This is a genomic window from Anaerolineales bacterium (assembly GCA_030583885.1).
Classification (GTDB): Bacteria; Chloroflexota; Anaerolineae; order Anaerolineales; family Villigracilaceae; genus Villigracilis.
This window is the reverse complement of the sequence record CP129480.1, coordinates 622,024-644,882: the sequence shown is the minus strand read 5'-3', so window position 1 is coordinate 644,882 and position 22,859 is coordinate 622,024. Positions and strand designations below refer to the sequence as shown.

Annotated in this window: 23 protein-coding genes and 1 tRNA gene; 16 read left to right on the top strand and 8 right to left on the bottom strand. The window is 54.1% G+C overall.

All coding sequences use genetic code 11. The features are described 5' to 3' along the window. Positions 1–9 precede the first annotated feature (9 nt). The 4 genes from QY332_03270 (at position 10) to QY332_03255 (ending at position 3,092) form a co-directional block, all read left to right on the top strand. Positions 10–1,218, top strand: coding sequence for a hypothetical protein (locus tag QY332_03270; protein ID WKZ36943.1), 1,209 nt, complete (start codon positions 10–12; stop codon positions 1,216–1,218). 223 nt (positions 1,219–1,441) lie between these two features. Then, positions 1,442–1,693 carry a UPF0175 family protein gene (locus QY332_03265; GenBank protein WKZ36942.1) on the top strand — a complete coding sequence of 84 codons (252 nt, stop codon included), beginning with the start codon at positions 1,442–1,444 and terminating at the stop codon, positions 1,691–1,693. Then, the gene (locus QY332_03260; protein ID WKZ36941.1) at positions 1,680–2,171 is read left to right on the top strand and encodes a DUF3368 domain-containing protein; all 492 of its coding nucleotides are present in this window, start codon (positions 1,680–1,682) and stop codon (positions 2,169–2,171) included. Before QY332_03265 ends, QY332_03260 begins: the two co-directional genes overlap by 14 nt. A gap of 39 nt (positions 2,172–2,210) precedes the next feature. Further along, the gene (locus QY332_03255) at positions 2,211–3,092 is read left to right on the top strand and encodes a hypothetical protein (protein WKZ36940.1); all 882 of its coding nucleotides are present in this window, start codon (positions 2,211–2,213) and stop codon (positions 3,090–3,092) included. Between the two features lie 398 nt (positions 3,093–3,490). On the opposite strand, the gene panC is transcribed toward QY332_03255, so the two are convergent. Then, positions 3,491–4,342 carry a pantoate--beta-alanine ligase gene (gene panC / locus QY332_03250; GenBank protein WKZ36939.1) on the bottom strand — a complete coding sequence of 284 codons (852 nt, stop codon included), beginning with the start codon at positions 4,340–4,342 and terminating at the stop codon, positions 3,491–3,493. Positions 4,343–4,446: 104 nt separating this feature from the next. Here panC and QY332_03245 point away from each other — a divergent pair, with 104 nt between their 5' ends. Further along, positions 4,447–4,692: a hypothetical protein gene (locus tag QY332_03245; protein ID WKZ36938.1), complete on the top strand. Its 246-nt coding sequence runs from the start codon at positions 4,447–4,449 to the stop codon at positions 4,690–4,692. A gap of 111 nt (positions 4,693–4,803) precedes the next feature. Then, on the top strand, positions 4,804–5,196 hold the full coding sequence (gene ssb / locus QY332_03240) for a single-stranded DNA-binding protein (GenBank protein ID WKZ36937.1): 393 nt from the start codon (positions 4,804–4,806) through the stop codon (positions 5,194–5,196). A gap of 70 nt (positions 5,197–5,266) precedes the next feature. Here ssb and QY332_03235 read toward each other — a convergent pair whose 3' ends face one another. The 5 genes from QY332_03235 to ychF form a co-directional block, all read right to left on the bottom strand. Next, the gene (locus tag QY332_03235; protein ID WKZ36936.1) at positions 5,267–6,265 is read right to left on the bottom strand and encodes an NAD(P)-dependent alcohol dehydrogenase; all 999 of its coding nucleotides are present in this window, start codon (positions 6,263–6,265) and stop codon (positions 5,267–5,269) included. A 91-nt stretch (positions 6,266–6,356) separates the two neighbouring features. Beyond that, on the bottom strand, positions 6,357–6,626 hold the full coding sequence (locus QY332_03230) for a helix-turn-helix transcriptional regulator (GenBank protein ID WKZ36935.1): 270 nt from the start codon (positions 6,624–6,626) through the stop codon (positions 6,357–6,359). Next, complete coding sequence (locus QY332_03225) at positions 6,589–7,041, bottom strand: hypothetical protein (GenBank protein ID WKZ36934.1); 453 nt, start codon at positions 7,039–7,041, stop codon at positions 6,589–6,591. Before QY332_03225 ends, QY332_03230 begins: the two co-directional genes overlap by 38 nt. Positions 7,042–7,238: 197 nt before the next feature. After that, positions 7,239–9,143 carry a M3 family oligoendopeptidase gene (locus QY332_03220; GenBank protein ID WKZ36933.1) on the bottom strand — a complete coding sequence of 635 codons (1,905 nt, stop codon included), beginning with the start codon at positions 9,141–9,143 and terminating at the stop codon, positions 7,239–7,241. 86 nt (positions 9,144–9,229) lie between these two features. Next, positions 9,230–10,288 carry a redox-regulated ATPase YchF gene (gene ychF / locus QY332_03215; GenBank protein ID WKZ36932.1) on the bottom strand — a complete coding sequence of 353 codons (1,059 nt, stop codon included), beginning with the start codon at positions 10,286–10,288 and terminating at the stop codon, positions 9,230–9,232. 44 nt (positions 10,289–10,332) lie between these two features. Here ychF and QY332_03210 point away from each other — a divergent pair. The 10 genes from QY332_03210 to QY332_03165 all read left to right on the top strand — a co-directional run bounded on the left by QY332_03210 (position 10,333) and on the right by QY332_03165 (position 20,446). Beyond that, positions 10,333–10,415, top strand: a tRNA-Leu gene (locus tag QY332_03210). Positions 10,416–10,791: 376 nt separating this feature from the next. Next, positions 10,792–12,039 carry a glucose-1-phosphate adenylyltransferase gene (locus tag QY332_03205; GenBank protein ID WKZ36931.1) on the top strand — a complete coding sequence of 416 codons (1,248 nt, stop codon included), beginning with the start codon at positions 10,792–10,794 and terminating at the stop codon, positions 12,037–12,039. A gap of 178 nt (positions 12,040–12,217) precedes the next feature. Next, entirely contained in the window at positions 12,218–12,463 is a 246-nt protein-coding gene (locus QY332_03200) for a hypothetical protein (GenBank protein WKZ36930.1), read from the top strand. Beyond that, positions 12,460–13,191 carry a hypothetical protein gene (locus QY332_03195; protein ID WKZ36929.1) on the top strand — a complete coding sequence of 244 codons (732 nt, stop codon included), beginning with the start codon at positions 12,460–12,462 and terminating at the stop codon, positions 13,189–13,191. The genes QY332_03200 and QY332_03195 overlap by 4 nt, the downstream gene beginning before the upstream one ends. Beyond that, entirely contained in the window at positions 13,191–13,802 is a 612-nt protein-coding gene (locus tag QY332_03190; GenBank protein WKZ36928.1) for a hypothetical protein, read from the top strand. Before QY332_03195 ends, QY332_03190 begins: the two co-directional genes overlap by 1 nt. After that, positions 13,802–16,297, top strand: a complete 2,496-nt coding sequence (locus QY332_03185; protein ID WKZ36927.1) for a zinc ribbon domain-containing protein — start codon at positions 13,802–13,804, stop codon at positions 16,295–16,297. Before QY332_03190 ends, QY332_03185 begins: the two co-directional genes overlap by 1 nt. Position 16,298: 1 nt before the next feature. Next, positions 16,299–17,000: a hypothetical protein gene (locus QY332_03180; protein WKZ36926.1), complete on the top strand. Its 702-nt coding sequence runs from the start codon at positions 16,299–16,301 to the stop codon at positions 16,998–17,000. A gap of 5 nt (positions 17,001–17,005) precedes the next feature. Beyond that, entirely contained in the window at positions 17,006–18,763 is a 1,758-nt protein-coding gene (locus QY332_03175; GenBank protein WKZ36925.1) for a glutamate mutase L, read from the top strand. Next, positions 18,764–19,822 (top strand): hypothetical protein, encoded by a 1,059-nt coding sequence (locus tag QY332_03170; GenBank protein WKZ36924.1) that lies wholly within the window; start codon positions 18,764–18,766, stop codon positions 19,820–19,822. A 54-nt stretch (positions 19,823–19,876) separates the two neighbouring features. After that, complete coding sequence (locus QY332_03165; protein WKZ36923.1) at positions 19,877–20,446, top strand: hypothetical protein; 570 nt, start codon at positions 19,877–19,879, stop codon at positions 20,444–20,446. A 387-nt stretch (positions 20,447–20,833) separates the two neighbouring features. Here QY332_03165 and QY332_03160 read toward each other — a convergent pair whose 3' ends face one another. Together QY332_03160 and QY332_03155 are read right to left on the bottom strand one after the other, a co-directional pair. Then, complete coding sequence (locus tag QY332_03160) at positions 20,834–21,532, bottom strand: hypothetical protein (protein ID WKZ36922.1); 699 nt, start codon at positions 21,530–21,532, stop codon at positions 20,834–20,836. A gap of 55 nt (positions 21,533–21,587) precedes the next feature. Beyond that, positions 21,588–22,832, bottom strand: coding sequence for a hypothetical protein (locus QY332_03155; protein WKZ36921.1), 1,245 nt, complete (start codon positions 22,830–22,832; stop codon positions 21,588–21,590). Between the last annotated feature and the right edge of the window lie 27 nt (positions 22,833–22,859).

Here is a 22,859-nt window from a genome sequence, read left to right as displayed (position 1 = left end):
AGGTGTATTATGAAACAAAAATCCCGCATCCTTTTTGCCCTGCTTTCTTTAATCGGAATCAGCCTGGCCTGCGCCAACCCATTGACCGAGCCTGTGCCCGCAAGCCCCGCCAACGTGGAGACCATAGTTGCCGCCACATTCCAGGCGCTGACTCAATCCGCGCCTCCCGACTCAACTCCCGGCCTGCTCCCGGCTTCGATGTATTATCTCGGCAATGACGGCGCCGGACTTTCGCAGGTCTACCGCCTCGACAGGGACGGCGTCACCGTCACACAGTTGACATTCGAACCTGTGAACGTAAGTGAATATGATGTTTCCCTTGTGGACGGCAGCCTTGTATATGTATCCAACAACCAGCTGCTCACCGTCAATGCGGAAGGCAGCAGCCGCGCCGTGATCTTCGAGGGCGGGGCCGTGGACGAGAACAATCCCTTCCTTACGCGGCTCATCAGCCCGGTCTGGTCGCCGGACGGACAGACCATTGCCTTCGGCCACCGGGGCTTGAGTTTCTATTCCATCCTGAGCGGACAATCCAACCGCGTTCTGGAGGACCAGACCAACGACATAGGCGACGGGTTGGTCATCCCGCAGGAACTGTACTGGCCGGAGATGTACTCTGCGGATGGCGGCAAACTCATCGTCACGCTTGGTTATTACGAAGGCGCATCCACCGCCATTTATTATCTTAACGGCGGAGCGCTTGTCCGCCTGAACGGCGGTGAAGGTTCGATCATCTGCTGCGGCGATTACACAATGAGCGGGGATGCCTCCACCCTGTTCGCCGCCAGTCCATTCATGGGCATGTTCAGCGCCGGTCTCTGGCGCGTGGATACTGGCACAGGGAACGTCACTACCCTGTTTCGGGGGGATTTCGATACCAACCCCGCCGATCTTGCTGACAATCCCTTACTTGCCCCCGACGGTCAGCTGTATTACTTTTATGCCAGCGTACCCACCACGGACGACTTTATCAACCGTCCGCCATTGCAGCTCGTGCGTTCTGCGGCGGACGGCGTGACCAGCCGCACGGTCCTGCGTCCGGAAACCTTTGAAAGCATGAACGAAGCGCTCTGGGCACCGGATGCCAGTTTTGTCATCGTAGCCAATGCGCAGAACGACCAGATCCATCAGGGCGGCGCGGCACAGTTGTATTACACCGACGGGCGTCCCATGCTCCCGCTCGTAACGTATGCATATTCCATGAAGTGGGGACCGTAGATCCTTTTGCGGGAGACCCAACCCCAACTCGTTCTACCAAAATGACACCGCCTGCAAGGACGGAGTCATTTTTTGATGTACAACCCGGGCATGTTCAGGGAGTCCATCATGAAAAAAATCCATCCATTTCCTCATCCTTTGAGTAAAACATAAAAGGCGGGGAAGGCCGGGCGCAGGGGAAGAGTCCCGATCACTTGCGCTATAATAACAGGAGGAGCAGCGTATGACCATTCATCTTGAAATCCCCGATTCGGTAGCGGAAGCCATGCGCCTGCCGGGCGGCGAGCGCCAGCAGCGATTGCTGCTTGAACTGGCGGTTTCCCTGTACACACAGGGGATCCTGTCCTTCGGCAAGGCGCGTCAGTTGTGCGGAATGACAAAATTCGAATTCGGCCTTTTACTCGGACAGCGCGGCGTACCGCGGCATTATTCCAGGGAAGATTTGCAGGATGATTTGACCTATGCCGGTCGCTAGCAATACCTCTCCCATCCTGAACCTGGCGGCAGTGGATTTATTACGCCTCCCGCAGGGGCAATTTGGAGAGGTGATTATTCCCCGGGCGGTGATGGATGAACTCAGGCTCGAATCAAATTATCCGGGGACGGATGGCATTCAGAAAGCCATCTCCGCAGGCTGGCTGCGCCTGGAAGCCGTTAGGAATAAGGAGATTGTCGCCGCGTTAAAGCGCGAGTTGGATGATGGGGAGGCAGAAGCAATTGCCCTGGCGCTTCAGTTGCAAACCCAAACCATTCTGATGGACGAGCGCGAGAGACGCTCGGTTGCGAAGGTCATGGGACTCAACCCGATTGGCATTCTTGGAATTTTGATGCGCGCAAAAGAGGACGGAGAACTTAATTCCGTTAAAGATATCCTGACCCGGTTGCAAAATGAAACCGGGTTTTATCTTGCCAGCGATCTCATGCGGGAAATCTTATCGAAAATTGGCGAATAGCCGTCGAGGGGTTGAATTCTTCTTCAAAGGGAGTATGTCATGAAACGCTTCGTTCTCATCCCCCTGCTCGTTTTATGTCTCGCCGCCTGCGCCCCGCAAGTGACCGCTTCTCCCGAAGCGACCGTCACCCCGCCGCCCACCGCGACGATCCCTCCCACGCCGACCCTCCATCCCGAATTCATGGCTTTGCAGGAGTTAATATCCAGTTCCGGCGGGCGCTTTACCCTCCGTCCCGATGGAATGATCGAGGATGGCGGGCAGGCAATCCCGGGGCTGAAGGTGGATGCAAAAGGAGGGATGACGCTCGCAGTGGACGGGGAGGAAGTAACGCTCGATCCCGCTCAGGCACAGTTTGATGATGAGACAGGGTTCTCCTACCCGGGCTACATTTTGAATGAAGACGGTGCGTGGGTGGAGGCGATCACACCAGAAAGAACTGAGGTAGGGCAGGCGACTATGACTACTTTGAAAGAACTGGGGGTAACGGTGGGAACAGATGGCACTGTGGAGCTAAAAATGGATGGTAATTCGGTTGTGTGTGTTGAAGTAGAGACAGGTAGAGAGGTGTGTAGAGATGGGATATTTCACCGACAATTTGTCGAGGACTCTGCCAGAGAGAACGCAAAAAATACTGGACTTGCCCCTAAAAAAGGCGAGAGGGTTTCCCCTGGGGCACCCACAGGTGCCGTGGTTGCCTATGCTGTCGAATTGGTACGACAAGCTCGGCAGGAATATAGATCGAATTATAATGGAGACGACATAATAACTGATGGAGCCGGAGGTTTCCAGATAAAAATGCTGAGTGAAGATGATAAAAAATGGGGGGTGATAACGTTGGTAAATGACAAAGATCCAAAAGCGCCAAAATATTTTGTATATGAAAACCAAGCTGGTGAAGTTGTGATAGTGCGCATACAATAAGAGTCGCGGTTAGGCGTTGCAGAGTATTGTTATTTCTGGTTGAATGGTGTTATGAAGAGATTGGTTGGGGGATTGTTGGTTTTGTTGTTGATTTTACTATTTGTCTTTGGTTATCTGTATCAATATGCTGGGCTCAAGGAATATCTGCGGGCAGAAAGTACTATCTGGACTACAGCTTCTGAGGATGATAAGTCCAAGACGAGGGAAACTTTTTATGGAACTGATCCGCGAGGAGCTGAGCGGGGAATACTGGCGGGTAGTGTACCAGGGCGTGTGTGGGTCTGTGTGGGAGGGTATGTGTGTACCAAAAACTGGTATACAACCTATGAGTGTACCTATCCATGCACCGCTACTGCTCCCAGCAATATCGTGATCACGGAAGGGGCGAGTGCAAATTCCTATCCCAGCACGAAATTGTCGATCAGCCGCGTTTTCCCCACGAAGACCGCCATTGAAAGCAGTGTTTTTCCTTTAATTTGATCCAACTCTTCGAGCGTATCATAATCCGCGCAGGAGACGTATTGCATCTGTGCCAGCGGCTCTGCCTCGATCACTGCTTTCATCTTACTTCTTAGCGCCTCGGCATCCCTTTCCCCATCCTCAAACAACCCCTTCGCCGCGCTCAACGCGCGGAACAAGACCGTCGCTGCCGCCCGTTCGGCTTCGTTCAAGTACTTGTTGCGGCTGGACATCGCCAGCCCGTCCGCCTCGCGCACCGTCGGGCAGATGATGACTTCGAGCGGGAAGTTCAAGTCCTTCACCATTTTACGGATGACCGCCGCCTGTTGGGCATCCTTTTGACCGAAATAGGCTTTATCGGGCCGGGTGGCGTTGAACAGCTTCGCCACAATGGTGGTCACGCCCTTGAAGTGACCGGGACGCATTGCCCCCTCAAGCGGACTGGTCAACGCCTCGACCTGCACCCAGGTCTGGTAGCCGGGCGGGTAGATTTCCTCGGCTGACGGAGTCCACACCACGATCTCCTGCGCCGTCCCCGGCGCAGGGAGCGAGGAGAGCAATTCCAGGTCCCGTTCGAGATCGCGCGGGTACTTGGAGAGGTCTTCCTTGGGACCGAACTGGGTTGGGTTGACAAAAATGGAGACGATGACGTGGTCGCACCCGGCTTTTGCCTGGCGGACGAGCGATAAATGCCCCTCGTGCAGGTATCCCATCGTGGGAACCAGACCAACTGTCCCTTGGAGAGAGAGGCGCGCAGCTCGTAGGTCTGAGAGGGTGGTGACGGTTTTCATATCGCTCCGAGTAGATTTGTCTATACAAAATCGCGTTTAGGGGCTTGACAAGCTAGAAATTTTGTTCTACACTTTATCCACCAATCAGATTCAAGGAGAAAATAATGGCTTACGCACACACCAATTCAAAAGGAAACACCTACTACCTGCATTCCAAGGGCAGAATGTTCTTCTTCTCGAAGGAAGTCAAGGAAGGCGTACTGGATGCCGTGCCAGCGGGCTACGACGTCGTTGAAATGAAGACGGGCCTGCCCGTGCTCAAGAAGAAAGTTGTGGACGCCCCCGCCACCGAGGTAGCAGCCCCCGCTCCCGAGGCGGCAGCTCCCGCCACAGAGGAAAGTGCAGGGTAAATAAAAGTATAACCCTGTTCGACACAATTCACCGTTCTTTTAGATAAAAAAGGAGACCAAAATGACACGTACACAAGCATCTAAAAGTTATGAAACGAAAGCGGGGATGCCATGCCAACTCTAAACCGCGTTCAATTGATCGGCCGTTTGGGCAAGGACCCCGAAGGCAAGTTCACGCCCACGGGCAAAAGGGTCTGCCATTTCAGCCTGGCGGTCAGCAACCGCTGGAAGGACAAGAGCGGCGAGACCCGCGAAGCCACCGAGTGGGTCAACATCGAAGCCTGGGGGCGGCTTGGCGAGATCTGCCAGGAATACCTCAAAAAAGGCAGCCTGATCTTCGTGGAAGGTCGTTTGAAGACCGACAAGTACGAGGATAAGGGCGAAACCAAGTATTTTACAAAGATCGTGGCACAGACCCTGCAATTCCTGGACAAGAAGGAAAAGGAAGAGCCGCTGATGGCTGTGGATGAAGATCCCGGCGATTACGAGTTGGCCGCGGAGTAAAGAACAGCATACAATGAAATAAAAGTGACAGTCATCTTCAAGGTGACTGTCACTTTTTGGTTATTTGCGGCTATGCTCCCACTGTTATGACCACGTTCCCCTGCCTGCCTCCCGTTTCAGCATGGCGATGCGCCTCGGCCATTTGCTCCAACGGATAGCGTTTATCGATAACAGATTTGAACTTCCCTGCCTCGACCAATTCCTTGATGAGATCCAAATCCTCGATCTTTTCACTGGACAGGGCGCATACCACCTTCCTGCCGCCGCGCATGGACGTCCACAACATTTGGAAAAGTTGCTTCATCTTGAAACTGGCTAACAGGTAGATGCCGTTCGGACTTAACGAATTCCTGGATTGGGAAAACGAACTTTTCCTCATTACATCAAAGATCAGGTCATAGGTCTCGCCGTTTTGGGTGAAGTCCTCTTTGGTATAGTCAATGACCCTATCCGCGCCCAGCGACTTCACAAAATCCAAGCCTGGCGTGCTGCATATCCCGGTTACTTCCGCGCCGAAATAGTTGGCAAGTTGCACCGCAGCCGACCCGATCCGTCCGCTGGCACCGATGACCAGCACCTTTTGCCCCGCCTGCACGTTGACCTTTCTCAGCAGGCTCAACGCGGTCAACGCGCCGTAGGGAACTGTAGCAGCCTCTTCATAGGTCATGTTGACAGGTTTATGCGTCACCATACCATCTTGGGGCAGGCATAGATACTCGGCATTCGCCCCCATGCTCTGACCGCGATACCCGAACACCGCATCCCCTTTCTTGAATCTCTTCACATCCTTCCCAACAGATTCAACATCCCCGGCAAACTCGCTCCCAAGGATGGAAATCCGCGGCTTCGTGAGACCAAAAAACATCCGTGAAGGAATCCAAAGTAGAAGGGGCATCGAGAATTCGCGCGGCGAGATCGCCTTGAAATTCCGCGCCCACAGGTCCCCGACGGTGACAGAGGTGGCGCGTACCCGCACTTGGATTTCATTATCCTTTGGCATGGGCTTTTCCACTTCCTTGAGGTGAAGCACCTCCGCTGCTCCGTATTCGTTATATACAATTGCTTTCATGAGTTTTCTCCATTCTGTTGAACAATTTGCAGGTCAGGCTTTCAGCCCGATAGTCTCGAGAATTTTATGCATGGCGGGTTGGAAACCCGCCCTACGATTCTGTTTCATCTTCAGGGACGTAATAAAACACTTCCTCCAGCGGCACACCAAACACGCGCGCGATGCGAAACGCCAGTTCCAGCGAAGGGGAATATTTTTCGCTTTCCATCGCAATGATGGTCTGCCGCGTCACGCCCACTTTTTTCGCCAGCTGCTCCTGCGTCATTTCGTCGTGGTGGAAGCGCAGTTTCCGAATATTATTTTTGACCTGGCTCTTGCCCATCTCACCCTCCCTTTCGATACAGATGGATCTTTGAAACATCGCCAATGATCTCCGCCAGGATGGAGAAAAGAACGATCAGGCTGACCATCATCAGCGGCGGCTGCCCAAAAATGAAGGCAAAAACCGAAAGCAGAACGCCGATGGAAAAGGTAATGTAGGAAATTTGGATTCCCTTCAAGCCGATCAGTTTGTCGCGTTCATCCTCAATAAATTGCGGTTCCTCGTATTTTCTGGACTGGATGGCTTCGACGATGGTCAACAAAATATTCGTCAGGATGCTGGCGACAATATTGACCACGATATTGACCGCGATGACGATTGACCAAAGCGCGTACAACCTGCCGGCGACCAATTCACCGGATTGGATCATTGGCAATAGGTTTGCCAAATAATAGACCCCGATCAATAGGTGGCTGACCAATGAAACAGTGATGTTTTTCTGCTGGTATGACATAAATTCCTCTTTTCTGTCTGTTTTAACTTACATAGTGTAAAAATTTATAAACATATAGTAACTCAAGACTTACATAATGTCAATGATTATTTACATGATTTCTGAAAATTACCACTTTATTCACAAAAAGTGAGTTAAAACCAACCAGCCGACCCATAATCAGGTCGGCTGGCTCGCTTCCTACTCGTTACTCATCACTATTTCTTTTTCGCCTTCGACACTTTCGTGGCGGGCCTGCCTTTGGAAACCTTCTTTATTGGAGCCTTCTTCCCCTTCACAGGTTTCACCGCCTTTTTGCTCTTTACGGATTTCGCACGCTTCACAGGCTTCGCCTTTGGCACGGGCAGCGTTTCCAGTTCGCCGACCAGCTTCTCCAGCACATCGAAGCCGCCCTGCCAGAATTGCGGGTCGCGGATATTGATGCCCGCTTCGCTCAAAATCTTTTCCGGCGCTTCCGATCCGCCCGCAGAAAGGATCTTCAAGTACTTCGGCTTGAAGGATTCCCCTTCCGCCTTGAACTGCTGATACAAAGCCAGCACCAGCAACTGGCCGAAGGCATACGCATACACATAGAACGGCACCTGATAAATATGCGGGATGCCCACCCACTCCCACTTGAACTCGTCGCTCAGGTCGAGCGAGTCGCCGAACTGTTCCTTGAGATTTTCAAGGTACGCGGCGCTCAGGTCATCCACCGAGGCGTTCTTCTGCACCAACTCATGCGCGGTCTTCTCGAACAGCGCGAAATACGACTGGCGCATAATGGTCGCGTACGCATCATCCATCTGTTTGAAGAGGATGTCACGGCGTACAGATTCATCTTTTTCCTCCGCAAGCAGTTTGTCGATTAAAACCATTTCCGCAAACGTAGAGGCGGTCTCCGCCAGCGGAAGTGACGAATGGAAGGTGAACGTGCTGTGATGCGACGCCAGCATGGCGTGGATGGCATGACCAAGCTCATGCGCCAGCGTCGCCACTTCGCGTCCCGTGCCTTGATAGTTGACCAGCACATACGGAGTCATCTCCGGTGTGATGGACGCGCAGAACGCGCCGCCGCGCTTGCCCTTGCGAATTTCGCTGTCAATGCGGTTCTCGTCAAAGACACGCTTTGCTAAATCCGCTACTTGCGGCGAGAAGACATTGAACGCATCCAGCACCATGGTCACGGCTTCGTTCCAGCCATAAGTCTTCTTGGAGGCGGCAACCGGCGCGTAAATATCGTAGCGGCGCAACTTCTTCATGCCCATATATTTGGCTTTCATCCTGAAGTAACGCTGGAAGATGCCCGTGTTCTTTCGCGCCACACTCAAGAGCGCTTCCACGGCTTCTTCAGGGACGTCATTGTTCAGGTTGCGCGGCGCGATCGAATCCTTGAACTTGCGCAGGATCACATTTTCCGTGTGCCAGTCCCGCAGAATGGTTTGATAGATCTGCCCAAGGATGGGGCCATCCTCCGCATACACCTTAAATTGCGATTGATAACTCGCAGCGCGCACGGCAGGGTCGGCGCTGTAGCGGTAGGAGAACAATTCCGAGGCAGTCATCTCCTTTTCCCTGCCGTTGACTTTCATCTTGAAGACGTAGCGGTTCGTAATCGAGTCATACAGGTTGCCCAGCGCGCTCACGCCGGTCACATTCTTGAGATTGACGATCTTCTCTTCCGCCTCGCTTAACGTATGCGGTTTATACAAACGCATTGCTTCGAGATAATAGCGGTAATCTCCCGCAGCCTCCATCAGGCGTTTGGCGTTCTCATCGTCCAGTTCCTTCCACCATAGGCTGAAGAACAGCGTGCGGTTCTCGATCTCCGCCAAAAATTGCAGCACGCGCGCCTGCAATGACTGCGCCTTCTGGTCCTGGGTATCTGCTGCAAAGGACAGCCCAGCAAACGAATACAACTTATTGCCGATGTGCGTCATCGCATCGCTGGCTTTCACCACATCCACGAACTGTTCGGCGGGCATGTCAGGCTTGAGCTTGTCGCGCACGCCTTCGAACGAGGTCACCTGCTCTTCGATCATGTCGAACGCGCTCTGCAATTCGGGGCTGTCATAGCCGGGGTACAGCGGGGAAAGGTCCCATTTGGAAAGTTTGTATGCCATGTGTTCTCCTATGGTTGCAGGGGCACAGCGTTGCTGTCTCCTCACTTTTGATAAAGGCACAGCGCCGCTGTGCCCCTGCAAAAAAATTACAAACTGGATCGGACGTGCATGATATCGCCGTCCTTGATCGGGTATTCCTTGCCTTCGAGCCTTAACTTCCCTTTTGCCTTCGCCTCATTCATGGACCCGAGGCTGATCAAGTCTTCGTACGCGACCACCTCCGCCCGCACAAATCCGCGTGAAAGATCGGTGTGGATCTCTCCGGCCGATTCCTGCGCCGTCGCACCGAGACGCGTTGTCCATGCACGGACCTCGTCCTCGCCCACCGTGAAGAAGGTCTGAATCTTCAATAGTTCATAGGATAGATTGATCATACGGTTGAGGCTGAGTTCCCTGATGCCGTACTCCTCCATGAAGACCGCCGCATCCTCCCCGGATAACTGCGCGATCTCCATTTCGAGTTTTCCCATCAACGCCACCGAGGGATGGTCCAGTTTTGCATCCGGAGCCTGCTGTCCCTCGCCGAGGTTGAACACCGTCAGAATGGGTTTGCGGGTCAGCAAACCGAAGCTGGAAAGTTCCCTTTCCTCTTCGTGCGCAAATTCCAACGCACGCAGCGGCCTGTTATCCGAAAGGGCGGCCTGAAGCTTCTCGAACAGTTCCGTCTGGCGCGCATTCAGGGTCTTGTCCGTGCCGCCCTTTTTACGTTCATCGGTCAGGCGTTCCAGTTTGCGTTCAACAGCGATCAGGTCGTTCAACAGCAGTTCACCCGTCATCATTTCCGCATCGCGGAGCGGGTTCACGCTTCCACTGGGATGCATCACGCTGTCATTCTCGAAGGCGCGCACGACCAGAAGCAGACCGTCCATCTGGTTGAGTTGATTCAACAGCTGTCCGGAAATGCCGCTTTTGGCGGAACCAGTTTCCAGCCCGGCAATATCCGCGTAGGTCACCTTGGTATAGACCGTTTTCTTCGGGTTGAACATCTTCGAGAGCGCATCCACGCGCGGGTCTGGGACGTCCACCACAGCCTGATGCACTTCGATACGGCCCGCCGAGGCAGTGGTCGGGGTGTTGCCGCGTGTGAGCGCGTTGAAAATTGTCGTCTTTCCAGATTGAGGCAGTCCTATAATTCCTAGTTTCATCTTGACCTTGTTGTTGGGAGTGGTATACTTGCCTTCGCAATTGAGCCGAAGTGGCGGAATAGGCAGACGCGCACGACTCAAAATCGTGTTCCCTACGGGAATGAGGGTTCGATTCCCTCCTTCGGCACACAGGCATACCCAACGCGGATTATACCCTACGGGCACTTTACACCTCCCGTCAAACGTCCTCTCAAATCGAGGACGTTTGATTTTTATAAATTCCACGCCCAAAACGTTGACATGGGGTTTTTTGAATTGTACAATTAATCAGACAACAAGCGACATATCCCGTGGCAAAAGCGTATATCCTCCTGAGGCGATGTTCAAACAGTTTTCCGGAGATGCAAGATGAAACTATACCTACTCTTTGCCGCAATTGATATTTTGATCCTGCTGGCGTATCCGATTGTATATATTATTTATGGCCTTCGCAGATTGACGGGTGTAAAATAAGGCGTATCTCGCTTTGATCACGGTGCGAAGAAATTTCCAGGAGGCTCACGATGCCCACATTGAACGATGTCCTGGCAGTCATCTTGGGTGGCGGGCGCGGGGCGCGCCTGTATCCACTGACTCAAATGCGCTCCAAGCCGGCTGTTCCGATTGCGGGCAAGTACCGCTTGATCGATATTCCCATCAGCAATTGCATCAACTCGGAGATCTTCCGCATCGCGATCCTGACACAGTTCAACTCCGTGTCCCTGCACCGCCACATCACACGCACTTATAACTTCGATTCCTTTCACCAGGGCTGGGTGCAGATCTGGGCAGCAGAACAGACCCTCGAAAGCGCGGACTGGTATCAGGGTACGGCGGATGCGGTGCGCAAGCAGCTGCTTGAGATCCAGGCGGCAAACGCCAAGTACATCCTGATCCTGGCCGGCGATCATCTCTACCGCATGGATTACAAGGCCATGGCAGAATATCACTGGGATAACAAGGCGGATATCACAGTGGCGGTCCAGCCGGTTTCAAAGGAGGAGGTCACGCGCTTTGGGATATTGAAGCGCGAGTCAGATGGGCGCATCTCCTCTTTTGTTGAAAAACCCAGGGATCCCGAAGTACAAAGGAAATTTATCAGCCGAGACGACCCGCAGAGACCCTTTCTGGGTTCGATGGGCATCTACATGTTTAACACCAGGGTGCTGATGGACCTGCTGATGGATTTCCCCGACCACGACGATTTCGGCGGGGATATTATTCCCCAGGCGATAAAATCACACTCGGTATACGGTTTTGATTTTGACGGCTACTGGCAGGATATTGGAACCATCCGCTCGTTCTACGAGACCAACCTCGCGCTCACAACCTCCGCGACGCCGTTCAATTTTTACGACACAAAACTTCCCATTTATACAGATACCCGCTTTCTGCCGGGCTCCATTGTGGATGACAGCCGCCTGCGCGATGTCCTCATCGCAGAGGGATGCCGCATCCTGAAAGCCGAGATTACCCATTCCATTATCGGCATCCGCAGCCAGATCGGGAGTGGATGTGTGATCAAGGACAGCATTGTGATGGGTGCGGATTATTATGAACGTGACCGCGAGGGATTACCCATCGGCATCGGCGCAAATTGTCATATTGAGGGCGCGATCCTGGACAAGAACGCCCGCATTGGTGCCAACGTCACCATCCGCCCGTTCCCGCGCAACACGGATATGGACAACGAGAAATGGTATGTACGGGACGGCATTGTCGTCATTCCAAAGGATGCGGAGATATTATCCGGCTCAACCATTGTGCCCTGAAAAGTGCCTGAAACCCGGCCAGGAACACACGAAGACACCAGGTTTATTCTGTCTTGTCAATAAACCGGCTTTTCAGACGCTCTCCGAGGCCGGCATATGGTCAATTCTATGGTAATGTAGCCTTTCCGCGCGCCGGGCACAGGGGTCAACAATAAATTATGCTATACTCGCGTTAATTATGAAGTCACCGCGCGAATTTTGGCCGCGCTGGGCTGAGGCCTTGCGCCGATATCAACTTCACGAACTGACCGCCTCGTTCCTTGAAGCAGGAAGTCCTCTTGCCCTGCTCGGAGCGCAGGCGATTTATTTTGGCGGGGGCTTTATAAGGAGTGACCAGTTGACCGCGCTCGCCGAGACGCTCGAGGAGGAAGCGGAAGCGCGGGCATTTGCATCCTTTTTAATTCAGGCAGGAGCACGCCAATGACGGTATTGGTAATCATCATTGCAAGCGCACTGCTTCTGCTTGTCATTACAGTATGGAAAAAAAGATTTCCTGCAAGACTGCGGGATATCCCTGCTCTTACAGGCTTGTACCGCAAACTGGGTCTAAGCGTGGAAGACGGCACCCGCCTGCACATTTCGCTTGGACATGGGAGCCTGCTCGATGCACGCGGAGGGTCCGCGCTCGCCGGGTTGGCCATGTTGCGCATCATTGCAGAGCGCACATCGGTCAGTGACAAACCCGCTGTCGCATCCGCCGGTGACCCTGCGCTTGGACTATTGACACAGGATACCATGCAGGCAGGCTATCAAGCTGCAGGCGCGGACGATCTCTACGTCCCCACCACGGGGCGCGTTACAGGGTTAACCCCCTTCAGTTACGCTGCCGGTGCAATGAACATTTTACAAAATGAAAATGTCTCTGCCAATCTCATGCTGGGACATTTCGGTCCCGAAGCCGCACTGCTGGCAGATGTATCAGACCGCGAAGGCGTGACGGTAATCGGTGCAAGCGACAACCTGAGCGGGCAGGCTGTCCTCTTTGCAAACACACAGGATGTGTTGATCGGTGAGGAGCTGTTTGCGGCAGGCGCATATCTAAACGCCGGTGCTTCTCATGCAGCCAGCCTGACCGTACAGGATATCCTCCGCTGGCTGGTGATCATCGCCTTGCTCGGCGGCGCTTTTTCAAAATTCTTCGGGGTCATCTAATGCGAGTCTTTACCGCAGTCATTGCCATCGCCGCAGGCGTTTTAATTCTGGGCGGTTATTTCTTCCCTGCGCTGGCGGACGTGCAAACGCTTTTACTCAATTGGGCGATCATTTTGGCAGGCGCTGCCGCGCTTGTGGGAATTTTCAATTTGATCGCAGTCCATACGGACAAGATCCGCCGCGGTGAAAAGGGGGGCATCTACAGCGCGCTTCTGGTCATCGGGTTGGTTGCCACACTGCTCTTCGGCATGATCCTCCGCCCCCAGCACAGCGCCATGCAGATCGTGCTAAATGGCATCATCCTTCCAACCGAAGCCGCACTGATGGGCGTATTGACCGTCTCCCTGCTGTACGCGGCCATCCGTCTTCTGCGCCGCCGCGTTGATGTGATGGGGATCGTCTTTCTGCTGACTGCCGTACTCATCTTCATCGGCTCAGCCACCCTGCCCTTTGGGGACGTTCCCGTCATCGGCACCTTGATCCGCCCATGGGTCACCCAGATATTGGCGCTCGGCGGCGCGCGCGGCATCCTGATCGGCGTTGCACTTGGCACACTTACCACCGGCTTGCGCGTGTTGTTCGGCGCAGACCGTCCATACGGGGGCAATTGATGGCAGACCTTATCAAGTGTCCATCCTGTGGTGAAAGCAACCTTGCAAACCAGGAGTTCTGTCAATACTGCAAGACACGCCTTCAGCCATTGACAGGCGAACTTAAAGATGCCAGTACCCCCATTAAACCCGGACAGGCTCCAACCAAGAAAAACACAGCCGAACTTGAGCCCATCCTGCCGCAATGGTTAAGGGATGCGCGTGATTCGGCCCGCAAAGGAGCGCCGTTGCCTGCGCAGCCGCCTGAAGGCTACACAGCCGCCTCCCCCGCGGAAGACCTGCTGGCTGGTCTGCACTCACAAAGCGGACAAAGTGAGGAAGACGATACACCGGACTGGCTTGCCAGCATCACAGGGGCCACGCCAAAATCAAAAAAAAATCGGACCGAATCCTCCGAGGTCCGCTGGGTGGAACTGGGCGACAAGGATGATTTTGCACAGGACGAATCCACAAAGGAGGCAGACTCACCCTCCTGGTTGAAAGGCGCAGCCGCGGACGAACCCAAGGCGGAAGAAAAGGACGAGTTAAGCGATTGGTTCCGTGAAGCAAGCAATCTTCAGGAGCCGTCACAACCCGTGCAGTCATCCTCCCTTACTTCTACGGACCTCAATTCTCCATCAGATGATGCACCGGACTGGCTGAACCAAATGGCGCTGGAAAATGAGCCGAGGGATGACGTCAAACCCTTTGCGGCATCCTCGGATCTGTTCAGCGATGCCCCTGAAATATCCATCAATTCTCCAGACTGGCTGCACGGCCTGGAGGCCAACGCCCAAAGCGCTGACTCTGCCCTTTTTCCGGAGACAGGTATTGGTGAATCTGAAGCGGTTGAAAGTCCAATCCAGGAAGCCCTCCCGGATTGGATGAAGGAAATGCCCGCATCCGAGGAACCAAAACAGGATACAACCCCAAAATGGTTGCGGGGGGAGTCGTCCAGGTCTTCAGATGAGGAGGAACTGCCGACATGGTTATCAAAGGATACATCCCCCCTGCGGCCCCTGCCCGAGCAGGAGCCATTCGCGCAGGATGATTCCTCCTTGGAGGATGTCCCGAATTGGGTGAAGACCTCCGCGCCGCAGTCTCCCGTTTCTTCACAACCAGAAGAGATAATTAACGAGCCTGCATCTCCTTCGGATGCCTCTGAGTGGTCCGTCGCCTTTGAAGCCGAGGCGGAGCCTGCGCCGGCGATTGAACAGGGAACGTCCCCTGATATGCCGCCTGCATTTACAGCCGATGCCCAGGCAGGCGGCAGCATGGATGACCTCTTTACGGACATGCCGGACTGGCTTTCGAGCGCCATGGAAAGCTCGTCGCCTTCATCCGCTTCCGCGTCAATCATGACCACAGATGCCATCTCACCCGGTGACCTGCCTTCATGGGTGCAGGCGATGCGCCCGCTGGAAACGGGGATCTCACAGCCTGCTTCATTTTCAACTCCCAGTGATCAAACCCTGGAATCACGCGGCGCGCTGGCAGGCCTGCAGGGCGTGCTCCCCGCGGTACCGGGCTTCACTCCGACCAGCAAACCGAAAGCCTACTCCATCAAATTGCATGCCAGTGAAGAACAACAGGCGCATGCGGAATTACTGGAACAGATCCTAGCGGCGGAAACCGCGCCCGTTCCGATCGAATCCTTTTCCACGTTGAGAACATCGCGAAGTCTGCGCTGGTTCCTTGCCTTTATCCTCTTTTTTGTTTTGAGCGGCGTTCTCTTCATCCGCACGTCGATCTTTTCCATGCCTGCGGGGGTTCCGCATGAGATCGGAAGCGCCATACAAATATCACAATCCATACCCGAGGGCGCGCCCGTGCTGGTGGCTTTCGATTACGAGCCTGCCCGCGCCGGGGAAATGGAAGCCGCAGCCGCCCCCATGCTGGACCAGATGATTCTGCTGCGCCATCCGCGTTTGACGTTTATCGCCACGAACAAGACAGGTGCGCTTCTGGCGGAACGCCTCCTATCCGGACCGTTGGGCGGGCACAACTACCAAAGCGGGATCCAATATTTGAATCTTGGCTATCTGCCCGGCGGACAGCTGGGCATCCGCGCTTTCGCGCAAAACCCGCGCGTCACATCTCCATTCGACATGTCTCTTGACCCTGCATGGACATCCGCTCCTCTTTCGGATGTCGCATCCCTCCCGCAATTTGCCATGCTGATTCTGATCACAGATAATGCCGATGCCGCCCGCGTCTGGATTGAGCAGACGGAGTCCGTACGCGGCAATATTCCATTTGTGGTCATTTCCAGCGCGCAGGCCGCGCCGATGATCCAGCCCTATTATGAATCGGGGCAGCTCAACGGGTTGGTGCCGGGTCTATACGGCGGGGCAATCTTCGAACAATACAACGCAGGACGTCCCGGCACGGCGCGCGCCTACTGGGACGCTTACAGCCTCGGCATGTTGCTTGCCATGGCATTGGTTCTGGGCGGCGGACTTTGGAATCTCGCCCTGGGTTTGCAGGACCGCGCTTCAGCAAGGGAGACCAATTAAAATGATCTTCCCCGCGGACCTGATCACAGTTGTCCTGAGTTTTTTGTTCACCATCCTTATCTTTAGTTATTGGATAGGGGATAATCCGCTCTTCCGCATCGCGGTGTACATCTTTGTGGGAGTATCCGCCGGGTATGTGGCCTCAATCGCCTGGTGGCAAGTCATCGTACCCCGTCTGCTCGATCCGCTGCTGCCGACACTGCTGGGCGGTTCCACGGCGGAGCAGTTGATCCTGCTGGTGCCTCTGCTTGGCACGGTGTTCATCTTGATGAAAATATCACCGCGTCTTGCGGGGATTGCACGGATTACCATGGCATTTTTGGTCGGCGCCGGCGGCGCCGTGATCATCGCCGGCACAGTGATCGGCACGCTTATCCCGCAGGTCGAGGCGACCATCAATTTCTTCGATCCCAACACTGCTGCCGCGCGCAATATTGACGTCTTCGAACTGGCGGGCAACGGCGCAATCATTCTGACCGGCGTGGTGACTTCCCTTATCTATTTCCATTTCGGCGCACGTCAAAAAGCGGACGGCTCCGTGCGGCGCTATGGGTTGATCGAGTTGTTCGCCTGGCTGGGACGCATCTTCATCGGCATTACGCTGGGCGTCATCTTTGCCGGTGTGTACGCGGCTGCATTAACCGCATTGATCGAACGCCTCGCATCCATCATCAACTTCTTCAACTTGTTTGGGAATACTTAAGTATCATGCCATCCTCCCTGATTGACGGTAACTCACTGCTCGCCATAGATGTCGGTTCGGTGAACACGCGTGTCGTGCTGTTCGATGTCATCGAAGGCGAATATCGCTTCGTGGCTTCCAGTTCCGCGCCCACCACTGCCGAAGCGCCCTTCAAAGACGCGAGCATCGGTGTCCGCCATGCCGTTGGGAATTTGGAGAAGGTGCTGGGGAAGTCCCTGCTCGACGATTCGCACGGGCTGATTAAGCCGAGTCAACCGAACGGGTCCGGTGTGGATGCGCTTGCCGTCACGCTATCCGCAGGTCCCGCGGTGAAAACCATCGTGGTCGGCCTGCTCAAGGACGTCTCGCTTGAAAGCGCGCGGCGGCTTGCCGAGACCACGTATACGCGCATCGTGGATACCATCGGATTGAACGATCTGCGCAAGCCGGCCCAGCAAATAGACAGCATCCTGCGCGCACGTCCCGACCTGGTCGTGATCGCGGGTGGAACGGATGGCGGCGCATCACTCTCCATTCAAAAATTGCTGGAGCCGATCGGTCTTGCCAGCTTCCTGCTACCGGAAGAGAAACGCCCTGCCGTCCTGTTTGCCGGCAACGAAAAAATGGAGGAGGAGGTAAAGAGCCTGGTCGGTTCGCTGGCCGCCTCCCTGCATTTCAGCCCAAACGTGCGCCCGTCGCTTGAGACGGAGGATATTGACCCCGCCGAACGCGAACTGGCACGCATGTTCATCAATATTCGCAAACGGCAGATCAAAGGCGTGGACCTTTTGGATCTGTGGTCCGGCGGGCACATCCTGCCGACAGCATACGCGACCGGACGCATGGTGCGTTTCCTCGCAAAAGTTTATGGCGCAAAAAAAGGCATCCTGAGCGTGGATATAGGCGCATCCGCCGCGATCATTTCGGCAGGCTTCAATGGAAAATCCACCTTGAGCGTGTATCCGCAATTCGGACTGGGTGAAAACCTGTCCCGCCTTTTGAATTACACATCGCTTGAAGATATTTTGCGCTGGTCATCGTTCGATGTTTCCAGGGACATCCTGCGCGATTATCTCCATCAAACGTCACTGCATCCATCCACCATTGCCGCCACCAAGGAAGACCTTGCCATATCGCAGGCGGTTGCGCGGCAGGCGTTGTATCTTGCGATGCTGTCTGCGCGGCGTGATTTTCCACGAAGTATTGCGGCCATCAAACCGACTCTCACCCCGCTCTTCGAACCCATCCTTGCGGGAGGCGGCGCACTGAGCGACGCTTCACGACCCGGTCAAAACCTGCTTCTGCTCCTTGACTCCATCCAGCCTGTGGGTGTGACCACACTTATCCTCGATCAAAACAATCTGCTTCCCATGCTGGGGGCGGCCGCATCCCAGAACAACATCCTGCCTGTGCAGGTGCTTGAGTCCGGTGCGTTCCTCAGCGTCGGGACGATCGTTTCGCCTGTTGTCACTGCCAATTATGGCACACCCATCCTGCGCGCAAAACTGGCGTATGAGAATGGGGCGGAAGCCCGCATGGACTTGAAGTATGGAGCCCTTGAAACCCTTCCGCTTGCCAGCGGTGAGATGGGCAAATTGACCATCCAGGTTTTGCGGGGCGCAGACGTCGGCTTTGGACCCGGTCGCGGCGGCACGATCCCGGTAAGCGGCGGGGCGTTAGGCGTTGTGTTCGATGGGCGCGGGCGTCCCCTGGGTCTTCCCTCCGACCCAATGCGGCGGCGTGAACTCATCAAAAAGTGGAATTGGACCCTCGGAGGCTCGTAAATGATACAAGCGCCTGTCAACCATATTATCGGGCTTACCTCCATTGTGCGTGAACGTGTTTTACCCGTCTCCGGCGAGGTGCTTGTGCGCCTTAATCAAAAGGTTAACTCTGTGGATGTGATCGCCGAGACTCGCTGGGCGCGCGAGCATGTGCTGCTGGATGTGGCGCGCATCCTCGGAGTGAGTGCCAATGCGGCGGAGCGGCTGATCAAATGCAAATTGGATGAGCGTCTCGCAGCCGGCGCGGAAATCGCAATCGGCAGGGGACTTTTTCCGCGTCATGCGCGCGCACCGCGTGAAGGCCGCGTGGTTGCGGTGGGCGGCGGACAGGTGTTAATGGAAGTGGGCGAATCGAAGATGGAACTGCGGGCCGGCATCCCCGGCATGGTGATCGAGATCATCCCCAAACACGGCGTGGTCATACAGACCGCCGGTGCGTTGATACAGGGTGTTTGGGGAAATGGCCGCATCGATTCGGGGCTGCTGGTAAACCTTGCGGAAAAACCAGATGGCGTGCTTACCGCCGGGCGGCTGGATGTGAGCCTGCGTGGTTCGATCATTCTGGGCGGCATGGTGAAGGATGCAGAAACCCTGCAAGCCGCGTCTGACATACCCGTGCGCGGACTCATCCTCTCGAGCATTTATCCAACCCTGCTCCCGAAGGCGCGGGAGATGCGCTATCCCATCATGGTCACCGACGGGTTCGGTGCATTGCCGATGAATTCCGCCGCCTATAAACTGCTCAGCACAAACGCCAAACGCGATGTTACTGTGAACGCAGAAACCTATGACCGCTACAGCGGCGCAAGACCTGAGGTGATCATTCCCCTGCCGATTGCGGCAGACCCGCCCGCCCCGCGGCAGGTGGAAACCTTCTCGCCCGGCTTGCAGGTGCGGATGCGCCGTCCACCTGCCCTGGGGATGATCGGTTCCATCGTCGCGGTCAAACCCGGTCTGACCACGCTTCCAAGCGGTCTACGCGCGCTCGCAGCCGAGGTGAAACTTGAAAACGGCGAGACGGTCGTCGCACCTCTCGTAAACCTTGAAGTTGTGGGATAATATCCGCAGGAATAATATCGCAAGTCATCACGAAAATAATCAGGAGAGTGCTCCATGTCTTTCGATGAAACCAATTTCGACGATCTTGATGATGCCCCGCTCCCGGAGGAATCAAATAACAACCGCACTTTTCTGATCGCGGTTGGCATCCTGGGCGGAATTATTCTGATCTCACTTGCCTGCCTTGTGGGAGTGTATTTATTCGGTTCACAAACCTCGACCAACGCGCAACAGACCCAGATCGCCAATGCCACCCAGACAGCCCAGGCAGCCAATGAATTTGTGAGCATGGCATTAACCGCCACGTTCGAGGCATCCATCATTCTGCCGACTGCCACCCTGGAACCGACCACGACCTCCGTGGTCAATGTTCCCACCGCCACCGAGACTCCGGACCCCAATGCGGTGGGCGGCACCCCCGCGGCCGCAACTGCCACCGTCGGCGCCGCATTGACACAAGCCGCAGCCGCGCAACTGACCATCATCCCCACGACAACGGCATTGCCCAATACCGGCTTTATGGATGATTACGGTGTTCCCGGCCTGGTTGTGATGGCGCTTGCCTTTGTGATCGTCATCCTGCTTGCCCGCACATTACGCTCCAACAATCCCGCAGCGGGATAAAGTAATTATTCCATCCATACGTTACGGGACGGCGAATTCGCCGTCCCGTTTTTATTTATCGAGTCTTACATAAAACCTTTTATTGTTTTTTCCCTTGTTATCGGTTCTTGGATTCAAGTCAGAAGTGCAACTTTGAAGGCGGTCAAAAAATATGTGCGGAGATACGTGAAGCGCAGGATTCACATTTGGGTCGCTCTCGATCTGCTTGAGCAGGGAGTGTTCGCGGAGTTTGTCATTGGTTGATTCCATGGTTATAATTCAATCCAAAATTCAGGCACTGAATTTAAACCGTTTGAGACAGGTCAAGAGAAGATTCTGGAAAACAAAACCGCACGACTATTTCAAGTCATATGGTTTTGGCATAGTTTTAGCGACAAGAAGTTTGTGCTACGGCGTGGGGGTAGTCGTTTCTGGTGAAGCTGTAATAGATGGAGATGGTTCAGTTAATGTAATGGTGGGAACAGCAGTTGGCGTAATTTGGGATGAATCAGATTCGGAAAGTGATTTTTGGATGTAGGCTATCAGGTCTTTAAGAGCCCACTCATCACTTACTGAAATTGCCCTGTCATCTATAATCTCATACAGACCCTGAAATCCACCACCTGTTATCCAGTAATGGTCAGTAACAACGTTGGCTGTTGAGCCCGCTCTGCCAAAATCGAGGAAAAGCAAATAGGTTTTGTTCATTTTGGGAATGATCTTATCCGCAATCATTCGGTCTCCATCCACTACACCGCCAAGAGAGCGGATGCGAGCGTTTTTTTGTTGGATATCACCTTTTATGAGTTGGGTAATATTAAAATCCATATCTGTAAAGATGGTCATGTCAGGCGTGATTTTCTGCGCCGGATCGCCCTCCGGCCGTCTCCCATTAGGAGTATTCCAGCGGCTGGCATATATAGTATTCACATAACCAATCACAATCAAGTCAGACTCAGTTACGAGCTCGTCAATCGACATCGTAACATACGAGGCGTGAGATATGATAGTAATTGGTTCTTGCTTATCCTTTTTCGGTCCCATCACGTAGATGAGGATCGGAATTACGATGAGGGCGACCATCAGGAACAGAGTTTTCTTGTTCATCTATTATTTATCCTTGGTAAGCTATCTTTGCGATACGAATTTCTGCAAATAGGCTCTATGGGTATTGCCAATTGATGGCTTCTTTATCCGCGGTCTCCAAGCTGATTTTGTTAGTTTCGCCGGTAGATATGCCGCCATACATAGTTACATGACTACAGTTTATATCGTAAATATCATTTAGCAAAAGCCAATGTCCAAACTCATGTGTCATTAGATTCTGAATATTGAAAGTTGAAGCCGCGGGTGGATTGCTAGTGTCAAACGTTCTCTGGTCATTAAATACAGTATAGACGTCGGTAAGAGTCGCCCCTATGTAAACTAACCCTGTATAAGCTGGCACACCATAGTTTTCAATATAGCCCAGACTGATCGTATATGATGTTTGCGGTGAATTCACAAAGCTAAACGGGCTTGGAGTGGCATTTGTCCATGTATTCGCCGCATTGTTTATTGAACTTATCCAAGATGTTGGAATGCTTGTGTCGATTCTATATGGCACACTATAGCTAGGCCAAGATGGGCCGCTTGACCAACAAATTCCACTACTATTACTCCTAGGCGTAAACGTTATAGCTGTTGAAGTTGCCGTGCGGGTAGGGGTTCTGGTCGCAGTCGGCGTCACGGTCACAAAGGCCTGATTGCTGTACAGATAGATGCTGCCAACCACCGAGTAACCCGTGATGGCGTAATCCGCATTACCCCGCACCGAAAGCGTGTTCGGATAATTCCCGGTGCCTGCAATATAACGCCAGTGATTCACGCTGTTAATGACATATACATTCGTGCCCGCGCCGCTCGTAAAGGAGGCGTAATCCACCGCCGCCGCATCGAACGGCGAGATCCTCACCATCGAAAACACCTTGTTACTTTGATGGATCGAGGTCTCGGCATGAATAAAATTCGACATCATGCCCATCCAGCCGCCGTTGGTGCTGCGCTTATACTTGCCAATGAAAATGTTCGAAGCCGTGGCGCCGCCGGGCAGGCCTGTCACATTGATATTAATGTCGTACTTGAGATAGGTGCCATAATTGGTGCAGGTTACACCTGTTGCAACCGTGTTACAGGTCAACACCCCGCTGATCAGGGTCGGGGTGCGCGTGGGAGTGGCAGTGGAGGTGGGCGTATTTTCCAGGGTCGCTGTGGGCGTGGCTGTATCGCCTGCTTGTAACAGCTTCATCGCAGATACACTTTCCCCTGGCTGCGAAGGCAGAGTAATAGTGCTGATGAAAACAGCCAACAGCAGGCCGGCGCATGCAAAACGGATGATTCTTTGGATGGATCCTGGATTATTTCCCATTATATCCTTCCCGTTTCAGTTTGTGAA